The sequence below is a fragment of the Inediibacterium massiliense genome, from assembly GCF_001282725.1.
GTDB lineage: Bacteria > Bacillota > Clostridia > Peptostreptococcales > Thermotaleaceae > Anaerophilus > Anaerophilus massiliensis.
Genome location: NZ_LN876585.1, coordinates 98,664 through 114,987, shown reverse-complemented (window position 1 = coordinate 114,987; position 16,324 = coordinate 98,664). Strand labels below are relative to the sequence as shown.

Annotated in this window: 8 protein-coding genes and 1 riboswitch; all 8 genes read right to left on the bottom strand. The window is 29.2% G+C overall.

Annotation, left to right across the window (positions count from 1 at the left end; translation table 11 throughout):
- Positions 1 to 23: 23 nt before the first annotated feature.
- The 8 genes from BN2409_RS03415 to BN2409_RS03380 all read right to left on the bottom strand — a co-directional run bounded on the left by BN2409_RS03415 (position 24) and on the right by BN2409_RS03380 (position 16,324).
- The gene (locus tag BN2409_RS03415; protein ID WP_053955268.1) at positions 24 to 3,506 is read right to left on the bottom strand and encodes an S-layer homology domain-containing protein; all 3,483 of its coding nucleotides are present in this window, start codon (positions 3,504 to 3,506) and stop codon (positions 24 to 26) included.
- 60 nt (positions 3,507 to 3,566) lie between these two features.
- Positions 3,567 to 8,441 (bottom strand): prenyltransferase/squalene oxidase repeat-containing protein, encoded by a 4,875-nt coding sequence (locus tag BN2409_RS03410; protein ID WP_053955267.1) that lies wholly within the window; start codon positions 8,439 to 8,441, stop codon positions 3,567 to 3,569.
- A 46-nt stretch (positions 8,442 to 8,487) separates the two neighbouring features.
- Positions 8,488 to 8,967 (bottom strand): hypothetical protein, encoded by a 480-nt coding sequence (locus BN2409_RS03405; protein ID WP_053955266.1) that lies wholly within the window; start codon positions 8,965 to 8,967, stop codon positions 8,488 to 8,490.
- Positions 8,968 to 9,357: 390 nt separating this feature from the next.
- Positions 9,358 to 9,510 carry a DUF2292 domain-containing protein gene (locus BN2409_RS03400; RefSeq protein ID WP_199872913.1) on the bottom strand — a complete coding sequence of 51 codons (153 nt, stop codon included), beginning with the start codon at positions 9,508 to 9,510 and terminating at the stop codon, positions 9,358 to 9,360.
- A gap of 153 nt (positions 9,511 to 9,663) precedes the next feature.
- A riboswitch (cobalamin riboswitch) is annotated at positions 9,664 to 9,838 on the bottom strand.
- A gap of 51 nt (positions 9,839 to 9,889) precedes the next feature.
- The gene (locus BN2409_RS03395; protein WP_053955265.1) at positions 9,890 to 11,500 is read right to left on the bottom strand and encodes an S-layer homology domain-containing protein; all 1,611 of its coding nucleotides are present in this window, start codon (positions 11,498 to 11,500) and stop codon (positions 9,890 to 9,892) included.
- A gap of 11 nt (positions 11,501 to 11,511) precedes the next feature.
- Positions 11,512 to 14,010 (bottom strand): VWA domain-containing protein, encoded by a 2,499-nt coding sequence (locus tag BN2409_RS03390; protein WP_053955264.1) that lies wholly within the window; start codon positions 14,008 to 14,010, stop codon positions 11,512 to 11,514.
- Positions 14,000 to 15,484 (bottom strand): BatA domain-containing protein, encoded by a 1,485-nt coding sequence (locus BN2409_RS03385; protein WP_053955263.1) that lies wholly within the window; start codon positions 15,482 to 15,484, stop codon positions 14,000 to 14,002. Before BN2409_RS03385 ends, BN2409_RS03390 begins: the two co-directional genes overlap by 11 nt.
- Positions 15,485 to 16,324 (bottom strand): DUF58 domain-containing protein, encoded by an 840-nt coding sequence (locus tag BN2409_RS03380; RefSeq protein ID WP_053955262.1) that lies wholly within the window; start codon positions 16,322 to 16,324, stop codon positions 15,485 to 15,487.

The window sequence follows — 16,324 nt, the reverse complement described above, 5'->3', positions numbered from 1 at the left end:
TTATCTAGTATTTTCTTATTTTTTTATTGAATGTTATGATATAACTGATTTAACATGACAGCAGCTTGAGCTCTATTGGCATTTTGTTTTGGCATAAAGGTGCCATCTGGCATACCCCTGATCATAGATTCTTTTACGCACAATGCTACCTTTTCATTTGCCCAAGAAGCTATATTTGTTTTGTCATTAAATCTTTCTAATTCATTTATATTTGCTTTTTCTTTTCCTTTTTGTATGAGTACCTTTCCAATAATGGTTGTCATTTCTTCTCTTGTAATTTTTCCATTTGGATCAAATATCGTTTCACTTCTTCCTCTTACGAATCCATTTTTGTAAGCAGTTTTTACATATGGAGTATACCAAGCAGTATCCTCTATATCTGTAAAGCTTACTTTTTCATTTTCTATGTTTAATCCAAGCATTTTTGTAATGAGAGTTGCAAATTCTGCTCTTGTGATAGATGCACTAGGGTCAAATACATCTTCACTTCTTCCACTAATGATTCCTTTTTGAGCCATTTCTTCTATCGCTTCTTTTGCCCATTCATAACCAATTAGATCATTAAAAGTTGATTTTATTTCTGTTTTTTCTACTTTATTTGCAAAATATTTACTAAAGTGAGTAGTTTCAAAAGTTACCATCTTCGTAACAGGATCATATACTCCACCCATATTTTCTATGATACCATTATCTTTTAGATAGAAGGCTTGTACTACTTCTCCATTTTTTATGTCTCCCTTATATGGAATATATAATTTTATAGGTTGTTCAAATGCAGTGATTTTTTTATCTCCTGCTTTGATATTTACATCTACTACAATACTATTTTGAGGTACTTTATTTTTTTGAAGAGCTAATAATTCATTGACTTCTAATTTTTTAACATTGAAAACTAATTCTTTTTCTGTTGCTTGATCATTAAATGTACCTTTTTTCATTTCAATCTCTGTAATTTCTGTATTAATTTGCACTTTTTCCATTCCAATTTCTCTCATATCTTTAATGAAAGTATCTGGAAGGCTAGTTTCTATTTCTTTTTGATTCATTTTAGGTATTTGAAGAGTTAATTTTTTCTCTAGAGATTTAGATATTTCAATATGATTATTAGATAATTTACCTTTCATGTCTTTTGTAATTTGTACAATATCTTTTGCAAGAGTATTTATCTCATTTTTATTGAGTTCTAAAATTACCTTATCTCCCTCAACTTTTAATTGTTCTTTTTTAATTTCTTTGATTCCTGCTTTTTGAACTGCTTTTTCTGCTGCCTTAATTGCATGTTTTTTGATTTCTGTTCCTTGATCTTGTCCTATATTTTTAATTAATTTTCCTGCTATATCTATCATATCTACTGCAACTTTACTTATTTCTTTTGCATCATTGATTTGATCCATTGCCTCTAATGTATTATTCATATCCTTTACTGCTACTTTGCTTGCTTCTTTTTTATCTTCAACCTTTGTTAATTTTTCTGATGATAAGGTAATCATTTTCAAAACTTCATTACTTTTGTTTGCTACATCTTTTGCTGCATTTTCTGTATTTATTTTTTCTAGGGCTTTTCCAATAATATTTGAAACATCCTTTGCATCCTTGATTAAATGATTTGCATCTTTTTCTGATTTTATTTCTTTTGATGTTTTTTCTAATTTATTGGTTGCATCCTTTACTGCATTTGTAACATCTTTTTCAGTTGCATTTTTGTCATTAACTACATTTTGTTCTTTATTATATTCTGGATTGTCTACTTTAATAGGACCTCCTCCGCCCCCTCTAGTGCTTCCAGTTTGTGCTTTCCCTGATACGGTTATTTCTATAGGTATGGGTCTTACAATATCTACATATCCTTCCTTATCTACTTTTTCTGCTCCTATTGTATAAGTTCCTGGTTTGTCAAATTTAATAATCCCTTTTCCATTTTGATCTGTAGTCACAATTTTTCCATCCATTTCATATGGCTTATGATTTACATATATTTTTGCACCCTCTATCAGTTTTTGATAAGTAGGTCCTCTTTTATTTTTATCTTTTAATATGGTTATTTCTCCATCTAATGTCAATGCAACTTCTTCACCTGGTGCTATAGTGGTTTTATCTGCAGATATTTTTGTAAACCATGTAAGGAATCCATTCACCCCAAAGAAAATTTCTATTTTATCTCCATCTTTTAATTTATAATTCTCTACTCCATAATCTGGAAGCCACCCATTTACTCTATACATCCATCCAGATGAATGTTTGTATTTAAATTCTTTGTCTTTCCCAATTCTAGAAATATAGCATGACCATCCATAATCCTCAAAATTATAATCATCTATGTTTTTATTTTTTAATGCTTGTACAAAAGCATGGGCTACTGTAGGCCCTGAAAATCTTTCTTTTGGCCAACCATTAGATGGTGTGGCAGTCGGATGAGTTGATTTTGTTAAATATGGATCTAAATCAAATACTCCAACTTCTAAATTGTCATCATATAATACTATCTTTTCATATCCTTCTATGCGAATAGATACATTTACTTTCTTATTTTCATCTATATTTCCTTGTGATTCTTTTACTACTACTTCTAACTCTTTGCTAAAATCTGAAACATTTCCTAAGGAGTCTATTGCTTTTATTTTATATTTATAATTTTGTTTTGGTTCAATCTTTGTATCTACATATGTATCATTATTAGAATGTCCGATGAGCTTATTGTCTCTATAAATTTCATATATTTTTATTTCTGATGAGTCTTTTGCAAAAAGACTTAAAGATACTCTTTTCCCATTATTTTCTTTTAATTGTAATTCTACATCTTTAGGACTTTCTGTATCTTCAAAAACCCCATATATGCCATCTGTATTGATTTGAGCTGAAACCACATTATTTATTTTATTGCTATTTATGTACTTCCATCTTTTATCACTTACATCATAAGCATATAATGACACTTTATCTTTATTTGCACTATCTGTGGAAATCCCAATTTCAAATATTTTATCTAGGCTTATGCCTTTAAATTTTAATTCTACTGTTTTTCCTGCTTTTTTAAGTCCATTACTAACACTAATATTTTTTTCATTAATTTGAACTCTTGAATTCTCTTGAATATCTGAATTTTTTAAATTCAAATAAATTCCATCTTGGAAAAATAAAATTGAATCATTAGAAGGCTTTACTTCTTCTCCAAATTGATATTCTTTTTCTCCCTTTGTAGCAAAAGAAAATTCCTGTACTTCTCCTTCAATTTTAACTTTCCCTGTATATAATTTTCCTCCATCTACTGTAATAGTAAAACTATATTTACCATGTATATCTGTAAAATTTTGATATTCATAAACAGATTGATCTCGATCATAAACAGTCAATGTTGCTGGCTTTTGTGTATAATCAGAAGTTCCTTGAATTGTAACTTTAGATTTTCCTAAATATTCAATATCTACATTATTTGCATAAGAAGGTATTATAAATGATAATAATAAAACAAATATGAGTAATAAATTTAGCTTTTTATTTAACTTCATGATCCCACATCCTTTCTATATTTAGATTCTCTGCCCATTGTTATGGGCAGAGAAAATGAATCAACTTACCTTTAATGTTATTGGATGTGCTTTTAATGGATTTTGTCCTTCTAAGCTATCCCATAAAAATACTTTCACTGTATAGTTTTTTCCCTCTGGTACAGAGTACTCTTTATAGATTACTTTATTTTCTTTTACTTGTATTTTGTCTCTTACTTTTTCACTTCTCACCATTCTATTTTCTTCATCATAGGTTCCTATAATCAATAATACATCTTGTTCTTTGTCTCCTAAATTTTCAACATAAATCTTGCTTATTTTTTGATCATTTTGATCTAATCCCATAATTAATCCTTTTGCATCTGCAAGCTTTTCTCCAAAATAATATATGGATGCTTTTCCTTCCTTTGAATTTTTTCCCATTTTTACAAATTTATCATAAGCAAGTAAGGCTTGATATGCTTGTTCCGTTGCCATTCCTGTGTTTCCAACTTCTCCAGCACCTGGTTGAATATGAAGGAATGTTCCATCTTCTTGAGCAAAGCTTAATAATGCATCTATTAAAGTATTGCCTTTCTTTGTAAATTTTTCATTTGTTGGATCAATTCCATTTGCACAAAGTCCTATAATAGTTTGTGAAACACTTTCACTATTATCTTCTGAACCCCAAGAATCAAATCCTCCATTGTCTATTCTTTGTACTTTTGATAACCAATTTGTAGCCTTCTCTACTGCATCTTTTACATCTTGTCGATTGTGATAAGGCGCTAAACTAATAAGTGTCATAGATGTAATATCTACATCGCTATTTCCACTCATGTATAAATCCCATCCACCATCGCTATTTTGTTTTTTAAGTACATAGTCCACTAATTTTTCTCTTGTATAAGTAGCCGTATTAGGAACAAAATATCTGTTTGTATCCATGGCAATCAATGCATAAATCACACCATTTAACCCTTGAAAATAAATTTCTCCTTGTTCATCATAATTATAGATTTTATCAATTAAATTATATCCACCTACATTTCTTGCATCTCCACCTGCTGCGGAAACTCCTAGAGCCATTCTTTCGTAATCTGTTACTTTATCAGAAGTACAATTATTTTCTTTTGCCCATTTAGCAACTTCTTCTAAATAGTCTTTTTGAACAGCCTTTCCTGCATTGGCAATACCTACAACCTTCCAGTCAGAACTATATGTTCCATGATCTTTTAAATATGCGCCTGTTTTTTTAATTGCTTCTCTTACTTTAATAATATATTGATCATTTATATCTACTTCTACATATTCTATTATAAGTGTTTTTGTAGATATATTTCCTTTTGAATCCTTTGCTGTAATTTCTATGATATTGTCTCCATCAATTAAATTTGCTACATAGTTTCCTTCTTCTTTTGTTTGTATTTCTTTCTCATTTACTTTCACTACTGGAGTTACTTTTCCTTCTCTTGCATCATTTGCAATAACAGAAAATTCAACTTCTTGATCATTGTATACAAAACCATCTTCTATACCTCGTACATATATTTCTGGAGGTATAATATCCGGTTCGTTACCTGCTACATAGAATACTGGTGTTCTATATATAGATCCTCCAAACCCACATTCTATCATATAGTATCCACTTCTTACATTCTCAAGAATCTTGTAATCCATATGAAGTTTTCCATCTGAATCCAACTTAGCCTTTACTTTATATGGTTGGAATGCATAAACTTCAGGTAAACCTTGGTCCGTATAAAATTCTCTAGGTGCTTTGTGATAATAATCCATATCACAATTGTATAAAATTAAGTCTGTTTCATTTTCTGCATAATCTTTCATTTCAAATAGAACTTCTAAATTATTTCCTGCATCTACTCTATATTTGTTTAATTTGATTTTATTTAAATTATCTTTTGTATTAACAATTGTATATTCTACTGTAGAGCTATTTCCTGCTTGGTCTTTAGTTGTAATGACTATTTTATTTGTTCCTTCAACAAGGTCTAATCTGTATCTGCAGTATGCTACTGGCTCTATTCTTTCAACCTTTTCTCCATTTAACATAACAGTTACATCTACATTTCCATCTGTTAAATCGTAAGCCGTAGCTTTCATAATAATATAATTACTATGTACTTCACATTCATCACCAGGTTTAAGATCTCCTATGTCTCTAAATGCAGTTTTTATTACTGGTGGAATTGTATCTGTTTCTTGATTTACTTTGAAATTTATATTTGCATTAGATTGATCCTCTTTAAAATAAAAGTTTATCCAATACTCTCCAGGCTCTATCTCTTTTAATATAGTTAATTTCTCTACTGCTTTTCCATTTACAAGCTTTCCTTCCTTAGTCATCTGCTTACTGCCTTCACCAGGCTTTTGACCATCTTTGCCTGGAGTCCAATAATATCCTCCACCTAATTTTTCTATTCCTAGTATATATTCTGCGTCTTTTAAATTATCAAATTTCGTACCTATATATATAGTTATTTCTTGATCCTTATTTTCATCATTATTATCTTTTTTGATGATTTCTCTTGTTTCTGTAAATACTACTGTTCCAGAGCCATTGTATAAAACTTTTTTGCTTATTTTTCCTTTTCTACCTTGTTCATCTGTTGCTTCTACCATTACTTCTTTTATTTCATTGATTCCAGCCTCATTTTCTGGATCTTTATGAAATGTAATCATATAAGACCCATCTTCTTGCTTTTCTATTTCTTCTATTGGATTTGTATTTTCTGTTGGAGTAGGGATTCCACCTCCAAGTGTCATTCCATTTTTTACAAAGACTTTTGGTTCTAAAAGATTTCCTTCTTTATCTTTTGCATCAATTGTTATAGATATAGTTTCTTGATTATAAACAACTTGATAATCTTCTATTCCTTTTACACTTATTTTAGGTAAATCTTCAGGATTTTGTAGATCTACTTTCTTATATGTAATATGAATTGTCTCATGAGCTTTATTTCCTTTATCGTCTTTTGCATATAATTCAATAATATTTGCTCCTTCTTTTAAAGAAGCTGTATATTGATTATTTTTTTCTTGTATTTCTATTTCATTTACTTTTACAATCTTATCTTCTATCTTTTCATCTCTTCCATTTTTAGCAAAAACCATAAAGCTTATTTCTTTTTCTGTTACTTCTTGATGATCTTTTAATCCATTTACTATAATTTTTATTTTATCGTTCTCTGGATTTGCATAGTTAACAAAATATTGTTTGGATGCTTTATTTTCTGATTGATCTGCGGCTTCTATAGTTATTATATTGTTTCCTTCTATCAATGTAGCTTTGTATGTATATATCCCATTTTTTTCACTGACTAATTCAATTTTTGTTTGATTGCTTGTTGCTGTTACTTTTGGCTCAACGATTCCATCCACATCATCTTCTGCTAAAACTGTAAAGGTTATTTCTTCTGTTTTTACTGTCTCATTGTCTATCCCTTTTATAGTTAACTTTGGTGGGATCTTATCCACTCCTGCAGCAATAAACTGAATTGGTGTTTTAGCAAGAACCACACTGTCAGTACCTACCCCTTTTACTAACCCAATATAATAATCTTCTCCTACATTACAACGTTTTGCAACACTTGATTTTTTCGATAAATCTATAATTGTTTCATTGTCAAAATATCTAAAAGTTCCTTTTCCTTCGCTATCAAAATCTACTCTAGTAAGATTTAGGTGAGTCCTACCATCACTAAATAATATATATATATATACATCACCTTCATTATAATTTTTATATTCTTGAGCTTTTACATTTACTTCTAGTTTCCCATCTAAGGCTACTACTTTTTGATTTATCGATATAGTAGCTTCTTCTGATTTTGTTTCGCTTACTATCACTGGTATTTCTATTTCTTGCGTATCGCATCTCACTATATTTATGTTTATTGTATATTCTCCAGTTTCTATATCTTCAGGTATTTTAAATGTACAGCTACCGTTTCCTTTTTCATCTGTATCCTCTGATTTTCCTCCACCTAAACCCTTAATCATTTTTCCATCTTTATACAAGTTTACTTGATAATCATATTGTGGCCAAGGTTGAGGAGTTACTGATTTCCAATTTGCTATATGTACATCTACCCTCACACTTTCTCCTAGTGCTACTTCTGCTTTGTCTAATTCTGCTGTACTTTTATCTTCTGGTTCTTCTTCTTTTACTGTGAATTTTTCACTTGCAATGACTTCCCAATCATATCTATCTGCTATTCCTAAATAATGTACTCCTGGATTTAATTGGGATGTTTCATCAAATTTTATTTTGTTGCTTTCCCCTTTATAAGTAAATCTTCCATTTCCTTCACTATCAAAGTTTATTCCTGCATATTGTACTGGTCTATTACGTTCCTTTACTATTTCATTATTTTCATCTACTAAGTATAAATTGTAGCTACTTGAATTTGCACATTCTGCTGCTTTTATTTTTAACATTAATTCTCCACCTGGATATATTTCTGATGGATTGATTTCTATAGTTGCTTTTTCTGATGATTTTACTGTTGCTTCTTTTTTCTCTGTTATTGATTCTGTTTTTTGAACTTCTTTTACTTTTATTGCTTCTTCTTTTTTATTTTCTTGTACTGGTTCTTTTTCTTCTAATTGCAGTAATTTTTCTTCTGATTCTAGTATTTCTTCTACTTCTGTTTTTTCTTGTATTATTTCTATTTCTTCTTGTTCTTCTTTATTTTCTTCTACCTTTACTTCTTCATCTGTTACACTTTCATCTTTTATTTCTTCATCTTTTATTTCTTCTTGATTATTTACAATTGTTTCTGTAGCTTCTTCATTTTGTTCATCATCTTGCACTACTTGATCTTCTTCTTGTGCATAGGACGGCATAAAGCTCATACATTCAAAGCCTGCAGTAGTAAATACCATAGCAAAAACTATTAAGTATGATAATAGTTTTTTAAATTGTTGCTTCATAATATCCTTCCTTTCAATTTTACTGTAAATAATAGTTCTAGTATGCTTATTTTACTGTAAGCAATGCTTTTGCAATTACTCCTTCATCATCTATTTTTGATCTATCTCCTATACCTAAATAGTATTTCCCTGGTTGCAATGTATAGTATCCAGCTGATTCACCAAAGTTTAATTTGTTTGTTAATGGATCCCATGGAGCTCCTACTGACAATAGTCCATTTCCATCTTTGTCAAACTTTACTCCTGCAAATTGTACTGGTCTATTTCCTTGTTTTATAATATCTCCCTCTTCATTTAATAGATAAAGATTAAATGCACTTGAATTTGCATATTTTGGTGCTTTTATTGTCAACTCTACCTCTTCATCTGGATATATTTCTGGCGGATTGATTTCTATTGTTGCTTCTACTGTACTTTTATTACCTTGTGCACTTGCCACTCCACTGAAATTAAAGCTATAACCTGCAAATACCATAGTAAATACAGCTAAAAAACATACTATCTTTTTAAAATTTTTTGTACACATAATACCCTTCCTTTCATTATTAAAATTTAATCTCTATAGAAATCTCATCTTCTATATCACAACTTCATCACCCCAATTTTCATAAAATTTATATAAAATCTTAAAAAGATTTTATATACAAAAAAGGCATCACTATTTTTAAGTGATGCCTCCAGTTTTCTGGTCAGCTTTTACTTAGATACTACAAAAACCCACTTTCTTTGGGTAGGTTTCTACAAAATATGTCATATTTATTCTATATTTTGTATAGCGCCTTTTCTTGTAAGTATCACTGAATATTCAGACAGTTATTTTGACTTGTGAATCATTCCTTTTCATGTCCTATAGAAGAACCTAAATATATAATGTATAAAGCTGTAAAAACCTGTACTAAAATATAGAATAATTCTATTATAGTTTTATAGATCTCTTTACTTCTTCAATTCTTATAGGATATCCATCTTGTATAATTACCTTTACTTCTCCATATCCAATTTTTCTGATTAATTCAATTAACTTTTTTTCCTTAGCATTTATACTCATCATCATATCATTTTGACTCATCTTAACTCCCTCCTATTTATATATTTTAAAATAGGAGGATCAAGCGGGTCTTAATTTAAAAATCTCTATCTTCATTATCAGATAGAGATTTACACCATAGATAATATTTTTCAATATTCTATACATGTGTGTATTTCTCCTTTCTTCGGAAGGATCTCTACAAAATATTAGGCAGGTCTCCTGACTTGTGAATCATAGCTTTTCTTTCCCTTCCCAGTTTCCCAGTGGTATATGAAATATAGCTCCTCACTTACAGTGGCCGGACCGTTTAGGATTTTCACCTAATTCCCTATTAATCTTCAATTCAACCTAATATTTTACATTTTTTTATAATATTCCCTTATATTTTAATAGTATAGCATTTATTATTTTTGTCAATCTATTTATTCTTTATTTTTGATAAACTCCATGATATTTGTGCTCTATTTACAGGTTCATTTTCTTTAAACCCTTCATATAGTAATCCTTGATCCTTTGCTATTTTTACATAAGGATAAGACCAGCTTTGTCCATTTGCATCTATATTTTTTACTTCTCCTTCTAAACCTTTGGCTTTTACCAAGATAACTGCAAGTTGTTCTCCTGTAATACTTTCAGTTGAAGCAAAAGTATTTTCTCCTGTTCCTTTGATGTATCCTTTTTGATCACAAAGTCCAATAGCTTTGCTTGCCCAATGATTTTCATCTACATCTATAAATTTAATAGATCCTGTATAATTTTCTTTTTCTTTCTTTAAATTTAAAGTATTGATTAATAAAGTAGCAGCTTCTGCTCTTGTAACATTCTTTTTAGGTTTAAATGTTCCATCTTCATATCCTGATAATACATAATTATAAACTAAATCCATAATTTCTTTAAAAGCAAAATCTGAATCCTTTAAATCAGAAAATAAATTTTTTTCAGCAGTAGATCTATATTTTTCATGAAGCAAGTCATAAGCGGCTTTTTTATTATATGCATCAGCCAAACCATATAAAGCTTGTTCTGTAGACATGCCATTACTATAAACTGGTAAATCTTCTTCCTCTAGTACATGTACAAAGCTTCCATCTTTGATTTGAAATGTTAAAAGAGCACTTACAGGATTTCCTCCAGATTTTTTCGTCCACTCGGGTCCCATAGGATCTTGTCCTAATAAAGTTATGGCTTGAATTGCCCATGCACAACTTTCTGGATTTACTGTTCCCCAAGACTCAAATCCTCCATTATCTAATTGTTTATTATGTAAAAAATCTAATGCTTTTTTTACATGAGGATTTTTTTCATCTTCTCCTAATATAGCAAATGCCATAAGTGCTCCTGCAGTCATATCTACATCTGATTCCACCAATTTATAATCCTCTGGATCATCAAATTTTTTTACATCAAAGGTAAATCCCCCATCTAAATTTTGTTGTCCTTCTAACCAAGAAAGACATTTGTCTCTATTGGGAATAGGCTCTCCTGCACAATGCATTGCAATAATTCCAAAGATATGAGCATTGACTAAATCTTCTCCTACAGGCTTTCCTGTTTCATTATCCATTACACTATCTGCAAAATGTCCATTTGGAAGCATAGTATTTTTTTCAATTTCTACTAAATTTTTTCCTCCAAAATTTCTTGGTTCTTTTCCAGAAGCACATACAGCAATAATCGTTCTTTGAAAATCTGTATTCACTCCTGATCTTAATCCATTTTCACAATATCCTGGCTCTAACTTTGCTGCTTTTACTTCTTGTTCTCTAAAGTAAGGTCCATTTTTACCATCTACTGTCCACTTAGGTCCTGCTACATCTTCTCCAAATCCAAATAATCCTAATGCAGGCCAATCTAATATTCCTTCATATTTTCTATCTTTGTATGTATCATGATAGTACTTAATAGTCTTTTGAGCAGCATTGTATACATCATCTCTACTCACTTTACTTGCTGCATCTGCATCAAACATAAATACATTAAAAATCATTAAAAAACTTAATAAAAACAATAATCCTCTACACTTTTTCATAAAAACCCTCCTTATCTTTTTCGAATCCATATATCTCCTATAAATGCCAAAATGGCAACAGGAAGCAATATAAAATCTAATGCTAAATACCCTTTGTTTTTATTTTTTATAGGAAGTGAAAATAAATGGGTATCTTCATTGACATATTCTTCATCTGTAGAAAGTTTTAAAACATCTAATTTATTTTGTACCATACGATCCTCTGGAGAATAATCTATTTTTATTCTTCTTGTATTTTGTTCTATGACTTTACCATTTTCTCTTTGTTTAATCGTTAATGCATATTCTCCTACCTCTGAAAGGGATATCTTTTTATAAAATTTGCCTGCCCCCATTCCATCAAAGAATATATTTTCTTTCTCATTAGGCCCTTGTAATACCCCTTCTATTTTTTGATGATCTCCTTTTTTTCCTGTTTCTACAAATATTTCTACATCCCCATTTTCTATATTTGTTTCTATTTTCATAGAGCTATTTTGTTCTCCTAGTGTATAGTTGATAATTTTAGACCACATTTTCTCAAATTGATCCCATAGGATAAAATCATGACTCCATTTTCCATTTAAATCTGAAGTCCATACTACTACATTTCCTAGTCCATATTTCCATGAAGCTAAAATAGGGTCTTCCTCATCACTTTTTAATAGGAGTGTAGCTCCACTCTTTATACCTGTCCCTATATAGCCTTTTAAAGAAGGGATACTTGTCTTTTCTAAGAAAGATGAATTTACCCACTTTGGAGTAAAAGTTCTTTGATTAAGATATTTTTTAGATGCCAAATAAGTTTCTTTTGCAAATATTTCAGGAATCGTATAATAATCTAATGCTATATAATTTCTTCCCTTTGTCCCATATCCTAATTTTTTTAATACATCTTTTTCTGAATCTTGTCCTAGGGCTACAGTAGATAAAGTAATTTTTTGTTCTTTTAACTTTTCTACTATTGCTTCATAGCCTTCCTTTTCACCTTGTCCATCTGTTAATAAAATCATATGCTTTATTTTTGTATCTGTATCTTTTAACTTTTCTATTCCTTTATAAATTCCAGGCTGAATAAGTGTACCTCCACCTGACTTTAGTCTTCCTACTTCTTTTTTTATATTTTCTTTATCTTTTACAGACTTCATTGGAACAATCCATTCTAATTTGTCTGAAAAAGCTAAAATACCTATTTCATCATTTTGATCTAGTATATCTATAGATCTTATAGCAGCTTCCTTTGCCATCTCAATTTTTTTGACACCATTTGCAGTATCTTCCATACTTCCAGATACATCTATTAATAAAACAAGTCCTGTATTAGGTTTCTTTTTATTTTCCTTCATTTTGCAATTTACAGGTAATACTTTTTCAAATAAAGTATTTTTGTATCCTCCTAGTGAGAAAGTATTTTCTCCTCCTATAAATAAAAGACCTGTTCCTTGTTCTTTTACACAAGTATTGATATTTTTTTCAAATTCTTTATTTATTTTTTCGTAAGGTATATTGACCATACAAATAGAATCAAAGGAAGATAAAAAGTTGAGATCCGAAGAAGCCCGCTCTATAGTACACTCTTCATATACTACAGGCAAATGACTCAATAGATTTCTTATGTTTCCTACATCTTCATTTTCTCCAATAAGTAATATGCGGCTTTTTTCTTTTGTATCTATATAAGTGGTACAAATATTATTTTTTCCATTTTCATCTTCTAAAAAATTAATTTCTCCTTTTAAAGTGCTTTTCTCTTTGATCGGAATATTGAATGTAAATTCATTTTCTCCTTTTTCTACTTTTACATTTTCTTGTATGATTTTTTCATTATTTTCAAAAAGATAAAATTCTCCTTGTGTACCTATATTACTTCTAATATGAACCGTTACAGGAGCATTTTCTCCTATATGAATATTTGTAGGAAGGTTGATTTCCTTTAACTCTACATCCTTACCCCTCTCGTTTTTCAAAGGATATATACTCATATTTACATGATTATGACTTATTTTTTCTTCGATCTCCTCTATACTTCCCATATTTTCTTCTCCATCTGTAAATAGAATGAGTCTTTTATTTCTATTCTTTGGAAAATAAGATAAGGAATAATCTATAGCCTTTTGTATATTTGTTCCTTGTGCTTCTACTTTTGTTTGAAGATTTACTTCTTTTATTTGTTTGGTAAGCGGAATTTCTATCATAGGCTCTTTCCCAAAAGTAATGACACCTATTTCATCTTTATTTTTCTTATCTTTTATATTATTATTTATAACTTTTTCTATTTCTTCCTTATGATTTTCACAACTCAAAGATCGATCTACTAAAAATAAAGTAGTTGTATCTTTACTAGTGAGTACCATTTCACTTCCAAATAAAACTAAAATCAATGATAAAATTGCAATCATTCTAAAAAGAATCCATCCTATATACTTTTTTTTAGGAAATAAATTTTTATATACAAAGCTTTGATATATAAAATATCCTAAAATTCCTATGCTAAAAAGGATGTAGTATATATTTATTGTATTAAGATGCACGTCGGTACACCTCCCATTCTAAAACCATAAGTAAAAGTATGAAAAATACTATGTATTTTGTAAAATGAATTTCTATATTTTCTATTTTATTATTTTCTGTTTTTATTGTATCTTTCAATTCTCCTTTTACCATAGGCTTAGGAGGTTGATAGAAATTTAAATATTCTCCGTCTAAAAACCAATCTATTGTGTTTTGAATAAGAATTGGAAAATCAGGAGTATATACGATATTGCTATACTTAAAATCTATACTTTCTACTCTTTTTTCATCTTCTTTTCCATACGTCATCAAAGGTCTTTTTTCTGCCATTAATATTGGAAGATATCCCTTTTTCGAAGAAATACTATTTTTTGTATAGCTATTTTTAAGAGTCATATCTTTTACAAAAATAGAATCTTTCTTTGAAATGTTTACAGGATCTTTTAAAATTTCCCCTTGATTCATAACCCATACCTTTTGATTTTTTAAAGAAGGATCTATTTGGTCTACAATATAAAGCTCAGGATGATCTTCTTTTTTCACAAGTTTTATGTAAGGAATACTTTGTAGTGCTTTTTCTAAAAATTCATTTTCAATTCCTAAAAATACTCTTTTTTGATTTTCTTCTCCTAATAACAAAATAGATGTATTGTCTTCCTTTAACATATCTTCATTTTCTATTTGAATTTTAACTTTTTTTGAATCTATTGGAACATGAAAAGAAATATTTTCTTTTTCTAATCCATTGATTTTAACTTTTTTCATATCCTTTTGATTTTTTTCATTCATCATAGATACAAGTATTTCTTCATCTTCTTTATTATTATTTTCAATAGTAACTAAAGCTTTTTTTGTGTAAAAATCATAGTCTATATGATGAATTCCTATATTTTTTAATTTCTCTCCTACCTTTACTATGGAAGCTTTTATTGGAATTTCTTTATTGGTCACAATCATTTTCTTTCCAGAAAAATTTTTCATACTTTCATAAGCATGCGTAAGATCCAGAGATTCATCTGTACAATGAATATTTTTGATATAGTTTTTAATGTCTTCCTTGCTTCCTCTTTCAATAGGTATACTATTTTCTTCCTTTAATAAAATTAAATTTACCTTTGTATTTTTATCTGTATTTTGAAGGATTTTAAAAATTTTATTTTTCCCTTCTTCAAAATGACTTTTTCCTTTTTCCATAGCCTTCATACTATAAGAACAATCTAATCCTATAGTTATTTCTTTTCCTTTAAAGGATTCATACCCTATAGGCTTTGCAATACAAAATACAATGAGTAAAGCAATAAAAAGCTGAATGAGTAGTAAAATCCAATGATCTATTTTTTTCGATTTTACTCCTTCTACTTCTTTGATGACTTCCTCCCAAAGAAATAAACTAGAAACCTTTTGTTCTATGACTTGTTTTTTCTTAAAATAAAGAAATAGAATAGCTCCTAATGAAAGTCCTGATAAAAGTCCTAAGGGATTTAAAAATCTCATTTAAATTCCCCCTAACCCTTTTTGAAAGATATGGATGATATTGCCATTGGTTTGAGACAATACATATCTTCCATTTCTACTTGTACAGCTTTTTTCTATATTTCCTATAAAATTTTTCATTTTTTCTTTATATATTTCTTTCATTTGATGGTTCATTTCTATTTTTCTACTTTCCTTTGTTTCAACATCTATAAGCTTTAACTCTTGTCCATATAATGGATTGATTTCTTCTTTAGACAAAACATGAAATAAAATAACTTCTTGGTTTTGTATGATTAAGAAATCTATAATTTTCTCTAACTCTTTTGTAAAAAAATCTGAAATAAAAAAAGTAATTCCAGATGAAAAAGTATTCATATTGAGTATATTTTCAAAATGGGTATCCCCTTTAGGGTGAATATTTTTTATCTTTTGTGTCAACTCATAAAAATGCTCTTTCCCTTTTCTTTTTTTCATAATTTCTTTTAATGTAGAGTTTATAGTATAAAAATTTAAATAATCATTTTGTTTGAGTGTAATATAACCTAATCCTAAAGCAATATGCTTTGCCATCTCCCACTTATTAGGCTCTCCAAAGTCCATAGATAAACTATCATCCAAAATAATATTTACATCCATCTGTCTTTCTTCTTCAAAGGATTTTGTATAGAGCTTTTGGGTTCTTCCATAAGCCTTCCAGTCTATTTTTTTTAGATCCTCTCCATAGTTGTACTCTTTGTGTCCATAAAAATCTAATGAATTTCCAAGACCAGCTCCTCTATAATTTCCTTTTCCTCCCTTTATTATTTTTTTTCTTGGAATAATTTTAAAATGTTCTAGGGATTTTAAAAGCTGATCCAA